Annotated in this window: 14 protein-coding genes and 1 pseudogene; 3 read left to right on the top strand and 12 right to left on the bottom strand. The window is 59.5% G+C overall.

Features of this window, described 5'->3' with window-relative positions; genetic code table 11:
- Positions 1–108 precede the first annotated feature (108 nt).
- A complete protein-coding gene (locus ICA15_RS20070; protein ID WP_150618383.1) occupies positions 109–570 on the bottom strand; it encodes an aminoacyl-tRNA deacylase in 462 nt (153 codons plus the stop codon).
- A 174-nt stretch (positions 571–744) separates the two neighbouring features.
- Between ICA15_RS20070 and ICA15_RS20075 the strand changes: the two genes are divergently transcribed.
- The 3 genes and pseudogenes from ICA15_RS20075 (at position 745) to ICA15_RS20085 (ending at position 3,166) form a co-directional block, all read left to right on the top strand.
- The gene (locus ICA15_RS20075) at positions 745–1,275 is read left to right on the top strand and encodes an NfeD family protein (protein ID WP_224450897.1); all 531 of its coding nucleotides are present in this window, start codon (positions 745–747) and stop codon (positions 1,273–1,275) included.
- Positions 1,276–1,277: 2 nt separating this feature from the next.
- A complete protein-coding gene (locus tag ICA15_RS20080) occupies positions 1,278–2,036 on the top strand; it encodes a slipin family protein (RefSeq protein WP_150603973.1) in 759 nt (252 codons plus the stop codon).
- A gap of 441 nt (positions 2,037–2,477) precedes the next feature.
- Positions 2,478–3,166 (top strand): annotated as a pseudogene (locus tag ICA15_RS20085) (NYN domain-containing protein).
- Here ICA15_RS20085 and ICA15_RS20090 read toward each other — a convergent pair.
- From ICA15_RS20090 to ICA15_RS20140, 11 genes are all read right to left on the bottom strand, one after another.
- Complete coding sequence (locus tag ICA15_RS20090) at positions 3,147–4,742, bottom strand: efflux transporter outer membrane subunit (protein ID WP_411959659.1); 1,596 nt, start codon at positions 4,740–4,742, stop codon at positions 3,147–3,149. The pseudogene ICA15_RS20085 and the gene ICA15_RS20090 overlap by 20 nt on opposite strands.
- On the bottom strand, positions 4,739–5,809 hold the full coding sequence (locus ICA15_RS20095; protein WP_210554435.1) for an HlyD family secretion protein: 1,071 nt from the start codon (positions 5,807–5,809) through the stop codon (positions 4,739–4,741). Before ICA15_RS20095 ends, ICA15_RS20090 begins: the two co-directional genes overlap by 4 nt.
- Positions 5,810–5,835: 26 nt before the next feature.
- Entirely contained in the window at positions 5,836–7,374 is a 1,539-nt protein-coding gene (locus tag ICA15_RS20100) for an MFS transporter (protein ID WP_210554436.1), read from the bottom strand.
- A gap of 192 nt (positions 7,375–7,566) precedes the next feature.
- Complete coding sequence (locus tag ICA15_RS20105; protein WP_150603978.1) at positions 7,567–8,484, bottom strand: LysR family transcriptional regulator; 918 nt, start codon at positions 8,482–8,484, stop codon at positions 7,567–7,569.
- A 135-nt stretch (positions 8,485–8,619) separates the two neighbouring features.
- Positions 8,620–9,486: an ABC transporter permease gene (locus ICA15_RS20110; RefSeq protein WP_210554437.1), complete on the bottom strand. Its 867-nt coding sequence runs from the start codon at positions 9,484–9,486 to the stop codon at positions 8,620–8,622.
- Between the two features lie 20 nt (positions 9,487–9,506).
- Positions 9,507–10,367 (bottom strand): ABC transporter ATP-binding protein, encoded by an 861-nt coding sequence (locus tag ICA15_RS20115; protein ID WP_210554438.1) that lies wholly within the window; start codon positions 10,365–10,367, stop codon positions 9,507–9,509.
- Between the two features lie 4 nt (positions 10,368–10,371).
- Complete coding sequence (locus tag ICA15_RS20120; RefSeq protein ID WP_150603981.1) at positions 10,372–11,397, bottom strand: ABC transporter substrate-binding protein; 1,026 nt, start codon at positions 11,395–11,397, stop codon at positions 10,372–10,374.
- 18 nt (positions 11,398–11,415) lie between these two features.
- Positions 11,416–12,312, bottom strand: a complete 897-nt coding sequence (locus tag ICA15_RS20125) for a TauD/TfdA dioxygenase family protein (protein WP_210554439.1) — start codon at positions 12,310–12,312, stop codon at positions 11,416–11,418.
- Positions 12,313–12,682: 370 nt separating this feature from the next.
- Positions 12,683–14,050 carry an HlyD family type I secretion periplasmic adaptor subunit gene (locus ICA15_RS20130; RefSeq protein ID WP_150603983.1) on the bottom strand — a complete coding sequence of 456 codons (1,368 nt, stop codon included), beginning with the start codon at positions 14,048–14,050 and terminating at the stop codon, positions 12,683–12,685.
- Positions 14,040–16,196 carry a type I secretion system permease/ATPase gene (locus ICA15_RS20135; RefSeq protein ID WP_210554440.1) on the bottom strand — a complete coding sequence of 719 codons (2,157 nt, stop codon included), beginning with the start codon at positions 16,194–16,196 and terminating at the stop codon, positions 14,040–14,042. Before ICA15_RS20135 ends, ICA15_RS20130 begins: the two co-directional genes overlap by 11 nt.
- 33 nt (positions 16,197–16,229) lie before the next feature.
- Positions 16,230–17,582: a TolC family outer membrane protein gene (locus tag ICA15_RS20140; RefSeq protein WP_150603984.1), complete on the bottom strand. Its 1,353-nt coding sequence runs from the start codon at positions 17,580–17,582 to the stop codon at positions 16,230–16,232.
- Positions 17,583–17,731: the final 149 nt, after the last annotated feature.

Here is a 17,731-nt window from a genome sequence, read left to right on the forward strand (position 1 = left end):
GCGGTGAGTGGAAGAATTTTCGCGAGCAGGCTCGCTCCCACAGGTTGAACTCAATCTCCTGTGGGAGCGAGCTTGCTCGCGAAGGCGTCTGCACGAACGCCACTAAACCTAATGACTCAACTCCCGCACCTGCGCATGCGGCACCATTTTCAGATACTCGGGCATGCTCATGTGCAGCAGGTAGTTGTGGTTGCCAGCCTCCAGATAGATGTCTTTCTGCCGGGTCAGCAGAGGGTCGATGACCATGTCCAACCCGTAGGAATCCCCCAGCGGCGGCACCGCGCCGCGTTCACAGTCATCGAATATGTGCGCCAGATTGCTTTCGCGGGTGAGTTGCCATTCACCAGAGTTGCGCACCTTGCTCAAATCCAGGTGGCGGCTGGCTGGCAGCACGGCCATCAGGTAATGCCCGTGGTGATCGTCGAGGATGACCGATTTCGCTACCCGTTCGGCAGCCACCCCGCTAACCCGCGCGGTCTCCAGGCTGCTGGACGAGTGGCGGTGAGCGACGATGTCATATTCGCAATGCGCCCGGTTCAGGCTGCTTTGCACCTTTTTGGCCATTCGCATGATGCACCTCGGAGTTGCGCTGGAGGGTTGTTGCCGTGTCTTTGAGTCTAGTTCGGCAGGTTGCAGACGAAGGGAAATCCGCTCACCGGACACATCCGCACATTGATCAAAATTCAGCCAGCGCGAGGCTCAACTAGACTGAAAGAACCACCAATGACTGTCGCGGAGGATCACGTGAACAGCCGATGTTGTGCGTTTGTCTGGTTACTCCTGCTGAGTGGGTTCGCCTTCGCCGCCGACACCTCATTACCGCCCATGAGCCCGGTCGGCCTGTGGCTGATCACCCTCGGCATCGTTTTTCTGATTGCCGAAGCCGCGCTGCCCAATTACGGCGTGATTGGCCTGGGCGGGATCATCATGTTCGTCATCGGCGCGCTGATTCTGGGCAACGCCGACTTGCCGGTGCCCATGATGATCGGCCTAGGCCTGATCAGCGCCCTGCTCTTGCTTGCGTTGATCATCCGCGCCTTGAAGACCCGGCCGCGACACGCAGTCAGTGGCGACGCCGGGCTGGTGGGCAGCGTCACGGCAGTGACCACTGTGCACGCGCAAAATGCGCATAACGGCTGGGTGCAACTGCAAGGCGAACATTGGCAGGTGCTCAGCACCACACCACTGCACACAGGGCAATCGGTACGCGTGGTCGGGCGAAACGGCTTACTGCTGCAAGTCAGCGCGACTGACGCGGCTCAACACGGAGAGTGATCATGGGTCTGCAAATCGGTTTTGTTGCGCTGCTGTTGTTGGTGATCGTCCTGGCCGGATCGACGTTTCGCATCCTGCGTGAATACGAGCGCGGCGTGGTATTTCAGCTCGGGCGTTTCTGGCAGGTCAAAGGCCCGGGGCTGATCCTGTTGATTCCGGTGGTGCAGCAAATGGTTCGGGTCGACCTGCGCACCGTGGTTCTCGATGTGCCGCCGCAGGACGTGATTACCCGCGACAACGTTTCGGTGAAGGTCAACGCGGTGCTGTATTTCCGTGTGCTCGACCCGCAGAAGGCCATTATTCAGGTCGAAGATTTCCTCTCCGCCACCAGCCAACTGGCGCAGACCACGCTGCGCGCCGTGCTCGGCAAACATGAACTGGATGAACTGCTGGCCGAGCGCGAGCAGTTGAACATCGACATCCAGCAAGTGCTCGACGCGCAAACCGATGCCTGGGGCATCAAGGTCGCCAATGTCGAGATCAAACACGTCGACCTGAATGAGTCGATGGTGCGCGCCATCGCCAAACAAGCAGAGGCCGAACGTGAACGGCGGGCCAAGGTAATCCACGCCGAAGGCGAACTGCAGGCCTCGGAAAAGCTCATGCAGGCCGCCGAAATGCTCGGCCGCCAGCCCGGTGCGATGCAACTGCGCTACATGCAGACCTTGTCCTCGATTGCTGGCGACAAGAGTTCGACGATTGTCTTTCCGTTACCGATTGAATTGCTCAAGGGCATGGCGGACTTGTCGGGAAAATCCTGAAGCAATTCCTGTGGCGAGGGAAGGAAGTCATCAAGGCTCTGAAATGTAATGTTTCAAAAATAGCCGATCTAACAAAGTTGCCATCAACTTGTTACATGAGTGTAGTCCGACCGTATTTTCCTACAGAGATCCAGGAAGCTACTCTCTCCGAAAGTGAAAGTAGCGACAAACATAGGCGAACGAAGTCTCCGATGTAACAACTGCTCATACAGAGCCTCTCGAATGACTTGACCATTACCGAGGAAACCCAACAAAACTGAGCGACCGGCGCTGGTTAAATCCCGACTGAGCGAGTTGAAGATCACATGGTGGGTTGACCCACATGACGTACTCACTCTAGGATTGCCTTACTCAACCCCGTACGTAGCGATTCAGTTCGCTGGCAGTTGGGGATGAAAAAACCGGCCCAGGCCGGTTTTTTCGTTTCTGAGGAATATCTTTGTGCGCACTGCGTTCTTTGTCGATGGCTATAACGTTTTCTACGGATTACTGGCTGGCACGCCTTACAAATGGCTGAACCTGAAAAGCCTGCTGACGCACATTGCACACGTTGAAAATCCGCAAAGTTCAGTCGTTTCGGTTGATTACTTCACCTCTCCCATCAAGCCCCAACTGGCCACGCGCGGGCGGGTATCCAAAGAGGCTCAAGATACCTATGTAAGAGCCCTGAGAACTACCAATATCACCGTGCATTTTGGTCGACATCAGCTGGAGCCCGCTAAAGCGCCAAGGTTTATTGATCGGAATACGCAGGCCTCGCGCCAAGACAAAGTCGATATCTGGAAACTGGAAGAAAAAGAAACCGACGTTCATATCGCAATCAGCATGTATCGCACCGCTAGCCGACAACGTGCGCTCTGTACGGACCAGCGCATTGAGCAAATTGTCCTGGTAACCGGCGACACTGATATGACGCCGGTTTTGAAAGCGTTACGTGAAGACTTTCCTGATATCACCATTGGGGCGTTCTTCCTCATCGAACCGGATCTACCCGCCCCCCTCCCGGCTCTCTGAAAGAACACTCGCATTGGCTACGAAGGCTCATCACCACTGAAGAGCTATTACTGCACCAATTCGCAGACCGGGTGGCAACCCACAAAAAGCCCGCGATCAAGCCGGATTATTGGTAACAACTTCTGCGGGATACACCGACTCCCATCCCCCACCCAACGCCCGATACAACCCGACCATCGCCAGCGAAACCCCGGTCGAACTCTCCACCCACTGCTCCTGCGTTGCGAGCAACGCACCTTGCACAGTAAGCACATTGACGAAGTCGGCCACGCCTTCGACGTATTGCTGTTGCGCGGTGCGCAGGGCGATCTGGTTCTGGCGTACGGCCTCGGCGAGGCTGTCGCGGCGGCGTTGGCTGGCGTTGTAGGCGGTCAGTTGATCGTCGATTTCGTGCCAGGCACGCAGCACGGTCTGCTGATAGCCGATCGCTGCTTCCTGTTGCTGGGCTTCGCGTAACTGCAATACGCCGCGCAGGCGGCCGCCATCGAACAGCGGCAGACTGAACTGCGGGCCGATGCCGAACGCACGCGAGCCCCACGAGCCGAAATCACTGAGCTGCATCGCTTGCGAACCGAGGTTGCCGGACAGGGTGATGCGCGGATAGAAATCACCCTTGGCCACACCGATGTTGGCGGTGGCGGCATGCAGTCGTGCTTCGGCTTGGCGGATGTCCGGCCGGCGCTCAGCCAGTTGCGACGGCAGGCCAATAGCAACTTTCAGCGGCGACTGTGGCACCGCGGCGTCTGTGGATAATTCTTTATCAAGAGCCTGTGGTGGCTCGCCCATCAACAGGCTGATCGCGTTGATCAGTTGCGATTGGCGCTGTTCGAGTGCAGGCAAGCGCGACTCGATGGCGGCGACTTGCGCAGCGGCTTCGGCGACGTCCAGATCGGTCGCCACGCCATCGTTGAGACGCAGCTGCGAGAGCTTGAGGCTGTGGCGGGCGACGTCGAGATTCTGCTCGGTGACGGCGCGAGTGTTCTGTACGCCGCGCAGCTGGATGTAGTTCTGCGCAGTGTCGGCGAGCACCGCCAATAGCACCCCGCGACGGTCGTTTTCCGCGACTTCGAGGTTGGCGTCGGCGGCTTCGGTTTCGCGGCGCACGCGACCCCAGAAATCCAGTTCCCACGAGGCGGAGAAACCGGCGTCCCACAGGTTGAAGGCGGAATCGCCGTTGTGCCCGGACGGGTCGTTCAGGCCTTCGCCGCTGTTGCGTTTGCGACCATAACTGCCGGTGGCGGCGGTAGTCGGGTAGCGCTCGGCAGTGATGACCTGACGTGCGGCACGGCTCTGTTGCAGACGACTGCTGGCCAGTCGCAGGTCGAGGTTGCTGCGCACGGCGCGCTGGGTCAGGGCCGACAGTTGCGGGTCGTTGAAGACTTCCCACCAGCGCTCGTTGAGGGGCTCGCTGACAGCTTGGCTGGGGGCGGATTGGGCTGGCTTGGCCCAGTTGGCGATTTGCGTGGCTTCGGGTTTTTGGAAATCTGGGCCGACGGTGCAGGCGGTGAGGCTGACAGTGAGCAAGGCACCGAGGGTGAGTTGCTGCCACTGGCCCAATCGCTGGCAAGCCAGCTCCCATAGGGAACTGTGTCTGGAGTGATTAAGTTGCACAGCCTTCAAAATTCCTGTGGAAGCTGGCTTGTCGGATCGCCGCATCGCAGCGATTGGGCCAGTCGATTCAACGAACATCATCGCTGAGTCACCTCACGCACCGAAGTCGCCGACGTGCGCGTATCAATACTCGCCTCCACCGACATCCCTACCCGCAGCCGATTGGCCAATGGCTGACCCGGCTCAAGCAAGATCTTCACCGGAATCCGCTGCACAACCTTGGTGAAGTTACCCGTGGCGTTGTCCGGTTTCACCGCCGCGAACGTCACGCCGGTGGCCGGGGCGATGCTTTCGACGCGGCCGGTCAGCGCTTCGCCACCCAGGCTATCAACGCGCACCTGCACTTCCTGCCCCGGCTGCACATCGGTCAGTTGTGTCTCCTGAAAATTGGCGACCACATAAGCCTGCTTCAACGGCACCACCGCCAGCAGTTTGCTGCCCGGCGTCACATAAGCGCCGACACGCACGGCACGCTCGCCGACCATGCCGTCCTGCGGCGCGGTAATGCGCGTGTAAGACAGCTCGAAACTGGCGATTTCCAACGCCGCTTGCGCGTGTTTCAAAGTGCCTTCAGCGGCATCTCGCTGGGCACTGAGAATGTCGACCTGCTTACGCTCCGCCGCCAGTTTCGCGGTGGCCGTGTCGAGGTGCGCAGTGGCCTGATCGATGCGGGTTCGCGCCTGTTGTGCGTTTTGCACCGTGCCAGCACCCACACCGGCGAGGTGGTTGTAGCGATTCAATTCCTGCTTGGCGAAGGCCATTTCAGCCTTGGCCGACACCACCGAAGCTTGCGCCTGAGCGATCACCGAAGTCTGACGCTCCAGCGTCGCCTTGGCGTTCTGCAACTGCGCCCGGGCGACCAGGGTTTGCGCATCCGCCGCCTCGGCAGAAGCGCGCAAATCGCGATCATCGATCAACGCCAGCAACTGTCCCGCCTTCACTTGCTGATTGTCTTCCACCAGCACTTCCTTGATGAACCCGGCCACACGCGGGACCACCAGCGTGTAGTCGGCGGAAACGAACGCATCGTTAGTGTTCTGCTGCGTACGTTTGCCAAACAGGCCGGGCATCGCCAGGTACACCAGCACGCCAACAGCCAACGCGGCCGCCACAGCCACCGCGAGTTTTTGCTTTGCTTGAGTCGTCATGGAAACCTTCATTTTCAGTACAGCAATCAGGTCGGCGCGCGCGGTGGAAAGATCCGCGTCGGCAGCCAGAAAATCAGCAGGATCAGCGTCAAAGCGACGCCCGCCATGCACACATAGAGATCGGAAGACGTCAGCACCACCGCTTGTTCGTGGAGGCGATGGGCGAGACCCGGGTCGCTGCGGTCGGCCAAAGGCGAATTGCCGAGGCTGTCGACCAGCATGGTCGAGTGAAAATGCAGACGCGATGTGGTCAGCGCTTCGATCACGCCCGTGGCGACCACCGCCGCCAAGCCTTTCACAGTGTTGAACCATGCCGAGGCAAACGGCCCATCCATGGGCTGGATGCTGCCGGTCGATAGCATCAGCAGCGGCAGCACCGACATCGGCTGGCCAAAAATCTGCAGCCATTGCAGGACATAGAAATTGTCGCGAATCCACTCCGAAGTCAGCAGCGATCCGCCCAGACAGGACAGTGTCAGCATGCTCAAACCGATCCCCAGCACCCAACGGCAATCGACCCAGCGCAGGTTGCACAGGGCCGCCACCAGCGGTAGCGCGATCAACTGCGGCAACGCCGCGATCAGCATGATCGGCGCGGTTTGCACCGGGCGATAACCCTGCACTTGCGCCAGATAGCTCGACGGAATCAACACCACGGCTTGCAGCACGATCAACACGCCAGCCAGGGTCATCAACGCGAACGCCAGGTTGCGGATACCGAGCATCTGCAACTTGAAAAACGGAATCGGCTGCGACCACTCGTTGATCAGAAACGCCACCAGTAGCAGCGATCCTGAGATCAGCAACGCGCTGATCAGGTTCGACTCGAACCAGTCCAGCCGATTGCCCTGCAACAGGCCGATCACCAACATGCAGATCGCCGGAAAGCCAAGAAGCAGGCCCTTCCAGTTAAACGCCTTGAGACGTTCAAGGCGCAGTGGATCCTGCGGGATGCCGTACGCCACCATCACCATGGCGATCAGGCACGGCACGATGATTTGCCAGAACGTCCATTGCCAGCCGACGTACTCGGTCCACAACCCGGCCAGCGGTGTGCCGAGGCCCGGGCCGAAGGTTGCTGTCAGCGCGTAACCGGCCAGGCCATAGAGTTTGAAATTGGCCGGCAGGAAGCGCAGCGCAACAGTCATCAGCATCGGCGGCAACGCGCCGCCCGCCAACCCTTGCAAGGTGCGCATCAGCAGCAGGCTTTCGTAATTCGGGGCGAATGGACATAGCAACCCGAGCAAGGTGAACAGGCTGATCGCGCAGAGGGTGAAACGGCGCAACGAGAAGGTCACCGAGCACCACGGCGCAAAGGCCATGGCCGCGACGGAGGTGGCGGTGTAACTGGCAACCAGCCAGGTGCCTTCGTCGTAACCGATATTCAGTGCGCCGCGAATGTCGGCCAGGGCGACCTTGGTCACCATCTCGTTGAGGCCCGACACCAGCACCGCCAGCAGCACGCCGACCAGCCCGATGATGATCCGCGCCCCGAACACCGGGGGCGTGACCGCCGTCGCCGGGCTGGCCGCGGCGATAGATGCCGGGACCGTCAGGGATGTCATGAATGAAAACTCCGGGGGTGGAAATACCGGAGCATCTTAGTCGGGCTTAGTGCTGACGAAAATTGACTTATTGGCAGGTTATAAGTGCGTCAGACACAACTATGGAAGATCAAAAGATCGCAGCCTTCGGCAGCTCCTACAGGGGAATGCATTTCAATGTAGGAGCTGCCGGAGGCTGCGATCTTTTGCTCTTCAAGGTTGGGCTGCGAGCCACGTCTCATCGCAGCAACTCTTGAGGGTTTCTCGCAGCCAGCGGTGCGCCGGATCCTTGTCGAAACGCGGGTGCCAGGCCTGGGTCAGCATCAGCGTTGGCAGCGGAATCGGCAGATCGAATGAGCGCAATTTCAATCCCAGGCGCCTTACGCTCAACAGTGCCTCCTTAGGCACCGGCAGGATCAGGTCAGAGTCCGGCAAAGCGAACATCGCCGCATGGAAACTCGGCGCGATCACCGCCACCCGCCGCTCCAGCCCCAGCGCATTCAGCGCCGTATCGATGGGGCCACGGGCGATGCCCCGGCGGGACATGCTGATATGGGAAAACCCGGCATAGCGTTCGGCGGTTATTTCGCCATCGAGCAAGGGATGATCCTCGCGCACCAGCCCGACGAAGTGTGTGGAGAACAGATTTTGTACTTTCACTTCCGGGGTGATCGGCCGGGTGTTGCTGACGCTCAGGTCGATGCGTCCTTCACGCAGCGCCTCATCGTCGCCATCGCCTTCCGGAACGAAGCGCAATTCGCAGTGCGGCGCCATCTGATCCAGCGTGTCGAAGAGCTTGCCGCCATAAACGCCGATGAAGAAGTCATTGGCGCGAATGCTGAAACGACGGCGCAAAGTGCCCAGCTCCACGTCATCAGCCGAGCGGAACAGCAGCGCCGCCTGCTCGACGACATCACGCACCTGCTCGCGCAATTCCAATGCCTTGGGCGTCGGCACCAGACCACGGCCAGCGCGCACGAGGATCGGATCGCCGATGGCTTCGCGAATTCGCGTCAGGGTTCGGCTCATCGCGGCCGGACTAAGGTTCATTCGCCGCGCGGCCCCGACCACGCTGCCCTCGTCGAGCAAGGCGTCGAGGGCGACCAGAAGGTTCATGTCCGGGAGTTGCATGCTGAGCACCCTTGGCTGATCTGGATTGATCTGGGCGCAATGCTAGCAGATCAAAAGATCGCAGCCTTCGGCAGCTCCTACCGGAGAACCGTCAAACCCATGTAGGTGCTGCCGAAGGCTGCGATCTTTTGATTTTCAGCGCTGCATGCCCCAGCGCTTCACGGTCACCCGCTCCAGCGTATCGAACACCAGGTTTTCCACCAGCAAGCCGATCAGGATCACCACTGCCAACCCGGCAAACACTTTGTCGGTGTACAGCTCATTACGATTCTGAAAAATGTACCAACCCAATCCACCCTTGCCACTGGTCGCGCCGAATACCAGTTCAGCCGCGATCAAGGTGCGCCAGGCGAACGCCCAGCCGATTTTCAACCCGGCGAGAATCGACGGCAGCGCCGCCGGAATCAGGATGAACAGGACAAAACGCATACCCTTCAGACCGTAATTTCGACCGGCCATGCGCAAGGTCTCCGAAACACCAAGAAACCCCGCATAAGTGTTGAGCGCCAGCGCCCACAACACCGAGTGCACCAGCACGAAAATCAAGCTGTTCTGTCCCAGCCCAAACCACAGCAACGCCAGCGGCAGCAACGCAATCGCCGGCAGCGGGTTGAACATCGACGTCAGCGTACTGAGCAGATCGCGACCCAGTTGCGTCGAAACCGCCAAAGTGGTCAGGGCGAAGGCCAGCACGATGCCGATCAGATAGCCCTTGATCAGCACCACCAAAGATATCCACACCTTGCCCAGCAACTCGCCGCTGAGCAGGCCGTCGTACAGCGCATGGCTGGTCTGCACGAAACTCGGCAGCAGCAGATCGTTGTTTTGCACTCGGGCAACGATTTCCCACAACACTGCGAGCACGATCAGGATCAGGCTTTTACGCAGCCAGCCTTGTTGCCACAGCCGCTGTCCCAGGGCCAATTCACGCTCGACCGGAACACTGGTCAGCGGCTCCAGAACCGTTTCGAACGCTTGACGCACAGATGATGAATGGCTCATCGGGTGATTCTCCTGGCCGCTCAATAAGCGATGCGAATGTCGTTGAAGTCGTGTTCACGCTCGGTTTTCGGAGACTGGCCCTCGTCGAACAACAGTCGATGAATCCGTCGCGCCGACTCCTGAAACGCCCCGCCGCCAAGGCTTTGCAAATCGTATTGATGGCTGTGCACTTCGGCCCGCACACGCCCCGGATGCGGCGACAGCAATAGAATGCGATTGCCGACCACCAGCGCCTCTTCAATCGAGTGAGTGACGAACAGCAAGGTGAAACGCACCTCTTCCCAGAGCAGCAGCAATTCTTCCTGCATCTTGCGGCGGGTCAGCGCATCCAGCGCGGCGAACGGCTCGTCCATCAGGAGGATTTTCGGTTGCATCGCCAGTGCTCGAGCAATCGCCACGCGCGCTTTCATGCCGCCGGACAAGGTGTGCGGATAGGCATCGGCAAACGCTGACAGTCCGACCTTTTCCAGATAGTGCAGCGCACGCTCTTCAGCTTCTTTCTTCTTCAGCGTGCGCGAGGCCAGCAGCGGAAACATCACGTTCTGTTTGACGGTTTTCCATGGCGGCAGTTGATCGAATTCCTGGAACACCACGATCCGGTCTGGGCCGGGCGCATCGACTCGCTGACCTTGCAAGCGTATCTCGCCTTCGCACGGCTGGATAAAACCGCCGACGGCTTTGAGCAGTGTGGATTTGCCGCAGCCGGACGGGCCAAGCAATACGAAGCGATCCTGCTGATCGACGTCGAAACTGACTTGATGGGTGGCTCGCACAACACGTTGCGGCGTGCGGTATTCGAGGCTGACCTGGTCCACCGCCAGCAGCGCTTGCGTGCTGGCGATCGGGTTGCTGGCCACGTGGCCTTGCAAAAGGGCATTCATTCGATCAGCTCCCTTGCAACGGTTTGGCATCCTGGAAGAAGTAATCCTTCCACGATTCCGGTTTGTTTTTGATCGCACCGACGCGGTAGAGGAATTCGGCCAGTGGATAAGTATTTTTCGGCGTAACGCTGAATTCAAACTGGGGGTTATCGATGATTTTCAGCAGGGCTGCACGATCGATTTTGGCTTTGGTCACGCGGATGTAAGTGTCGGCTGCCGCGCCTTTATCGTTCTGGGCGAATTGCGCGGCTTCGGTCAGCGCTTCGACGAAGGCTTTGTAGGTTTTCGGATTTTCGTTGCGGAATTTCTCGGTGGCGAACAGCACGGTCGGCGAGTTCGGGCCGAGCAGGTCGTAGGTGTTAAGCACGACATGCACATTGGGGTTTTCCAGCGCCTGATCCTGGAACGGTGGATTGGAGAAATGCCCGCTCAATTCGGTGCCGCCAGCGATCAGCGCAGCGGTCGCGTCCGGGTGCGGAACGGCGATGGTGTATTTATCGAGGCGATTGAATTCCTTGTCGCCCCACTGCTTGGCAGCCGCGTATTGAAGGAAACGCGATTGCACGGACACGCCCACCGCCGGCACTGCAATGCGATCTTTCTCGGTGAAGTCAGCAATGGTTTTGACCTTCGGGTTGTTGCTCACCAGGTAGTAAGGGAAGTTGCCCAACGAAGCCACGGCTTTGACGTTCTGCTTGCCGTGGGTGCGATCCCAAATGGTCAGCAACGGGCCGACACCGGCGCCGGCAATGTCGATGGAACCGGACAGCAGCGCATCGTTTACTGCCGCGCCACCCGAAAGCTGCGTCCAGTCGACCTTGATGTCGAGGCCTTCCTGCTTGCCGTACTTCTCGATCAGGCCCTGATCGCGCACCACATTGAGCAATAAATAGACAATGCCGAACTGCTCGGCGATGCGAATTTCACCTTCGGCGTGGGCCACGGTCGGCGCCACCAGGCTACCGGCGATCAGACTGAAGCCGAGGCCAATGGCGGCGGCCAACGGGGCGAATGGAAGACGTTTGGACATGATCGAATCTCCGGCAAATCAGAAAGGCGCGTCGCCCTGGATGGTCGTGCGATACAGCTTGCGGCGCAGGTGCGCAGGGCAGCCGACGGCAAGGTGGATCAGCGAGCGGTTGTCCCAGAACACCAGGTCGTGGGGCTGCCACTGATGGCGGTAGATGTTTTGCGGCAGCACGCTGTGGGCGTAAAGCTCAGCCAGCAGTTGCTGACTTTCATCTTCCGGCAGACCGACGATGCGCGTGGTGAAACCTTCGCTGACGAACAACGCCTTGCGAGCGTTTTCCGGGTGAGTGCGCACCACCGGGTGCACCACTTCCGCGACTTGGGCGAGTTGCTCCGGGGTCAGAGTCGGGCGCCAGTTGCCTTCGAATTTGGTTTCGCTGTAACGCGCGGTGTAGGAATGCGCAGCGAAGCGCCCCTCGACCGCTTTGCGCAGCGCGTCGGGCAGGCTGTCCCAGGCCTTGTGCATATCGGCAAACAAGGTGTCGCCGCCCTCGGACGGCAATTCCTGCGCGTGCAGCATCGAGCCGAGGCTTGGCAGTTCTTTATAGGAAAGGTCCGAGTGCCAGAACTTGCCGGCATCGCCCAGACCGAGGTTCTGGCCGTTCTCGACGATGTTGGAAACGATGAGGATTTCCGGGTGATTGGCCAGCAGGAACTGTTTGAGCACGTGGATCTGCAACACGCCGAAGCGGCGACTGAAGTCGATTTGTTGCTGAGGGGTGATGCGCTGGTCGCGAAAGACCACAACGTGGTGATCCAGATGCGCACGGTGAATGCGGGCGAAGTCCTGATCATTGATCGGGCGGGTCAGGTCGAGGCCGATGATCTCGGCGCCGACGGCACCGCTGAACGGACGAATTTCGAAGGTTTGCGGCGCGGCGATCGCGGCGCTAGAAGAGGCAGTGGCTGCGGACATCAATAATCTCCCACGCACGGCACGCTCACAGGGCGCGCACGTCGATCAGAAACTCACGCTGGATTGCGTGTTCGTTCAGGTCGTGCGGCGCGCCGATTGGTCGGCAGGTACGCAGGGAAGTAACTTTAAAGATATAAGAATCGTAAATTAAATACCGTTAGCGAATAACGATATGGCGATTGGTGAGGAATGGACTGGGGGGTGAGTGACGGTTTTTGTCACTTCTGGGTGAAATGTGGCGATTTCACTGACGCCATCGCTGGCAAGCCAGCTCCCACAGGGTTCTCGGTTGAAACACGATTATGTGTTCGACTTCTGAACTTGTGGGAGCTGGCTTGCCAGCGATGAGGCCGATAAGGCCAATAAAGATCTAGCGCTCGTGCAACGCCTCGGCCCGCGCGCGAATGATCGGCTTGAGCAGATAACTCAACACCGACTTCTTGCCGGTAATGATATCCACCGACGCCACCATGCCCGGAATGATCAACAACGGCTTCTCATCGGTGCCCAAGTGGCTGCGTTCGGTACGCACCTTGATGATGTAGTACGTGGTTTTCTTGTCTTCGTCGGTGATGGTGTCGGCGCCGATCTGCTCCAGCTGGGCTTTCAGCCCACCGTAAATGGTGTAGTCATACGCGGTGAATTTCACTATCGCTTCCTGCCCCGGATGCAGGAACGCGATGTCCTGCGGACGGATCTTGGCTTCGACCAGCAAAGTGTCGTCCAGCGGTACGATTTCGACCATGTCGCTGCCCGGCTGAATCACGCCACCGATGGTGTTGACCAGCAATTTGTTGACGATGCCGCGCACCGGCGATGTCACCAGCGTACGGCTGACGCGGTCTTCCAGTGCCTTGCCGGTGGCCTGAGCCTTGTTCAGATCGGTGCGCGCTTCGTTCAACTGAGTGAGCGCTTCGCTGCGGAATTTGCCGCGCGTCTCATCAACCTTGCGCTGCACTTCCTTGATCGCCGACTCGGCGCGTGGGATCGCCAACGTGGTGGCGTCGAGCTGACCACGGGTTTCCACTTCGGCACGCTTGAGGCGCAGTACTTCAACCGGGGACACCGCGCCCTGCGCCACCAGCGGCTCGGACATGTTGATTTCCTGACGCTGCAAACTCAGCTGCTGACGGTACTGCGCCTGCTTGGAGCTGAACTCGCGCAGCTCTTGCTGACGCTGGATCAACTGCTCCTGCAAGCCACCGATCTCGTCGTGCAGTTGCTGACGACGGCTGATGTACAACGATTCTTCGCTTTTCGCCTGGACGGGAACGGCCTTGACCACGTCTTCCGGGAAATTCAGCGGGCGGTCATCGACCTCGGCGCTCAGGCGCTCGACGCGCAGCAACATCGACTGCCGATCAGCCTCGGTTTCGCCGACGTTGGAGGCAAATCGCGTGTCATCGAGGCGAATCAGCGGTGCGCCGGCTTCGACGATCTGGCCTTCCTTGACGAAGAGTTCGGAAACGATCCCGCCCTCCAGATTCTGGATTTTCTGGATCTTCGACGAGGGAATCGCCTTGCCGTCGCCCTTGGTCACTTCGTCGATCACGGCGAAGTTGGCCCAGAGCATGAGGAATACGAAGAAGCCGATGATCGCCCAGATGGTCAGGCGCACGACGCGCGGGGCGTCTTCGATCAGCGCCTTGTTGACCTCTGGCAGCGGCTGGCCCTGCAGCGATGCAGTGCCTTTGAAGTAGCGACGGATCGAATCCTTGAAACCCGACTTAAGCAACACTGATCTGCCCCTTCTTCAACGCTTCCATCACCGCAGCTTTCGGGCCGTCGGCGAGAATCTGCCCGCGATCGATCACCAACAGACGATCCACCAGCGACAACAGGGAGGCACGGTGCGTGACGAGCACCACGGTCTTGTTTTCAATCACCGCTGCGAGGCGTTGCTTGAGGCGTTCTTCGCCGGTGTTGTCCATCGCGCTGGTCGGTTCGTCCATCAGCAGGATCGGCGGATTGAGCAACAGCGCACGGGCCAACGCGACGTTCTGGCGCTGACCGCCGGACAGGTTTTGCCCGCGCTCGCCCACTTGCAGTTCGTAGCCTTGCGGGTGCAGGCGGGCGAATTCGTGGACACCGGCCAGTTCGGCGGCTTGCAGCACGAGCTCGTCTTCGACATAACGCGCGCCGGAAACCAGATTGTCACGCAGGGTGCCGGCCAGTAGCTGGATGTCCTGCGGCACGTAGCCGATGTTGTAGCGCAACTCGCTGACGTCGATCTGGCGGATATCAACGCCGTCCACCAGCAACGCGCCGTCGTCCGGCTGATAGAGGCCAACCAGCAGTTTGGCGAGCGAACTCTTGCCCGAGCCGCTGCGGCCGATGATGCCGATTTTCTCGCCGGGACGAATCACCAGGTTGATGTTCTTCAGCGCCGGGTTTTGCTGCTCCGGGTAGGTGAAGTTGAGCTGACGGCACTCGATGGCGCCTTGCAGGACCTTGCGGCTCAGCGGGCGCTCTTCGAAATTGCGCTCCTGCGGCAGCTCCATCATCTGGTCTACCGACGTCATGGTCACTCGCGCCTGCTGATAGCGGGTCAGCAAACCCGACAGCGAAGCCAGCGGACTGAGTGCGCGACCACTGAGCATGTAGCAGGCGATCAGACCGCCCATGCTCAGGTTGCCGGCGATGATCTGGTACACGCCGAAGACGATCATGATCACCCCGGCCAGTTGCTGAATCAGCAGGGTGATGTTCATCGCCAGACCGGAAAGCATTTTCACCCGCAGTTCAAGGCGGCTGAGGGTGCCGATGGTTTGCTCCCACTGGTACTGACGCTCACTTTCGGCGTTATTGACCTTGACTGCATCAAGGCCGGCGAGGGTTTCGATCAGGCTCGACTGACGCTCGGCACCGAGGGCCATGGTGCGTTCCATGGTTGCCACCAGCGGCTTCTGCAAGGCGTAGCCAATCAACAGCGCAATCGGGAACGCCAGCACCGGAATCCACACCAGATGCCCGCCGAGAATGGCGATGACGATGAAGATCAGGATGGTAAACGGCAGGTCGATCAGGCTGGTCAGGGTCAGCGAGGCGAGGAAATCGCGCAGGCTCTGAAACTCATGGATGTTCTGCGCGAAGCTGCCGACCCGCGCCGGGCGATACTTCATCGACATGCCAACGATGCGTTCAAACAGCGTGGCGGAGATGATCAGGTCGGTTTTCTTCCCGGCCAGATCCAGGCACAGGCTGCGCAAGCTCTTGAGGATCAGGTCGAACATGTACGCGCCAGTGATGCCCAGCGCAAGCACCCACAGGGTGGCTTCAGCCTGGTTCGGCACGACGCGGTCGTAGACGTTCATCACGAACAGCGGCGCGGCCATGGCGATGATGTTGATCAGGAAACTGGCAGCGATTGCGTCGGCGTACAGCCAGCGCGAACGCTTGAGGGTGTCGCGGAACCACGAGCGTGCGCGCGGGATCAGCGTGCCGTGGTTGACGTCGAATTTGTGCTGCGGCTGGGCGAAGAAGACCTTGCCGGTGTAGTCGTCGGCCAGCAGTTCGCGGCTGACCACGGATTCGCCGCCGTCGCTTTCGCTGAGCAGCACTCGCGCTTCGTTGTCACCTTGCCAGCCGAGCAGCACGGCACTGCGGCCGTCCTTGAGCAACAACAACGCGGGCATGGCAATCGATGGAATCTCTTCCAGCTTGCGCTGCAACACCCGACCTTGCAGGCCCGCGCGAGCCGCCGCACGGGGCAGCAACTCGACACTCAGACGTTGTTTGGGCAGCGGCAGGCCGGTGGTCAGCATCGCCGCGCTGGCGGGTTTCTGGTGCAGCATGCAAAGGGCGAGCAGACCGTCCAGTAACGGATCGTCGTGCAACGCGCGTGGATCATGACTGAGATGAACTCGACTGACTTCTGATTCCACGCTCGACACTCTTTAACAGTTGAAAGGGATAACTCAATTCATCCCAGGCAGCTGAACCTTGGGCTTCACGTCGTTCTGCACAACGGATGCCAACGGCGCGACCACTCCCTGGCTTCTGAGCAACTCGCCCATGGTCGCCTTGATTCGATACTGAGTAAATAACTGAATGTTTTTGATTTCAGCCAGACGCCGCGAAGCGGTGAACAACTCGTTTTCGCTGTCGAGCAAATCGAGCAGGGTACGCTCGCCGAGGCTGAACTGACGCTGGTAAGCGGTGCGCACCGAGGTGCTGTGATCGACGTACTGCTGCGCGATTGGCACCTGAGCGTTGGCGTTGTTCAGGGCATTCCAGGCCAAGCCAAGCTCTTCGTTCAGCTGACGCAAGGCGTTGTTGCGGATGTCCAGCGCCTGGTTCGACAGGTACGACTTGGATTCCAGATCGGCCTTGTTGCTGCCGCCCGAATAGAGGTTGAAGCGCATGCGCAACATGGCCTGCCATTCGTTGCTGTGGCCGTTCTGACCGTCCAGATCGTTGTCGGCGGTGCGGCCCAGTTCAGCGTCGAAACGCGGGTAGAACGTCGACTTCGCGGTTTCGTACTGCTTCTCGGCAGCGGCGATGTCGGACTCGGCCGACCGCAGGATCGGGCTGTTTTCCACCATCTGCTGACGCGCTTCATTGAGGTTGGCCGGCATCATCGCCATGAACGGCGCCGGACGCTCCAGTTGATCAGGCATCTGGCCAACGGCGCTGAGGAAATTGGTTTCCGAGTCGGCGAGGTTGGTCTGCTCGGTGATCAGGTTATTGCGCGCCTGGGCCATCCGCGCTTCGGCCTGATCGAGGTCGGCGCCGCTGCCGACGCCACGCTGGGTGCGCAACTGGATCTGGTCGTAAATGCGCTGATGACTCTTGAGGTTGTCCTCGGCCAGACGCACGAATTCACGACGGGTCAGTACATCCAGATAAACCTGGGCAACTGTCAGTCCGGTGCGCTCGGAAGTCCCCAGCAAAGAGTAGGCGCGGGAGTTAACGGTGGCTTGTTGACGCCCAACTTCGCTGGAGGTCGCAAAACCGTCAAAAACCATTTGCGAGAGACGTAAACTTGACTCGCTACGGTTCAAAGTCTCCCAGTGATTGCCTCCGCCGTTGGCGCGGGTGGTCACGCTGTCGGTGCCTTCACGGCCATAACCGCCCAGCAGATCGACCTTGGGCAGGTATCCACCTTTTGCTGCTCTTAATTGATAATCCGCGGCCAAACGACTGTTGACCCCTGCCTGGATTTCCGGATGGACATCCAGTGCCTGCTGCATGGCTTCTGGTAAGGATTGTGCTTGTACGAAAGACGCGGCGAGGGCGAAGGGTATGGCCTTGAGCAATTGCGAACGCATGGTAAAAATTTCCCAGAACTTCTTGTCTTGAATCACAGCTAAACGTGCTGCAGCGTCGGATGATTGGCGACTGGATTGACCGTATGTCGGAAAGTTCAAAACAGGAACTGGTTCACACGCAAAAGGACAGGTCGCCGCGGAATATCAAT

The organism is Pseudomonas sp. P116 (assembly GCF_020149425.1).
GTDB classification, from domain to species: Bacteria; Pseudomonadota; Gammaproteobacteria; order Pseudomonadales; family Pseudomonadaceae; genus Aquipseudomonas; species Aquipseudomonas anatoliensis.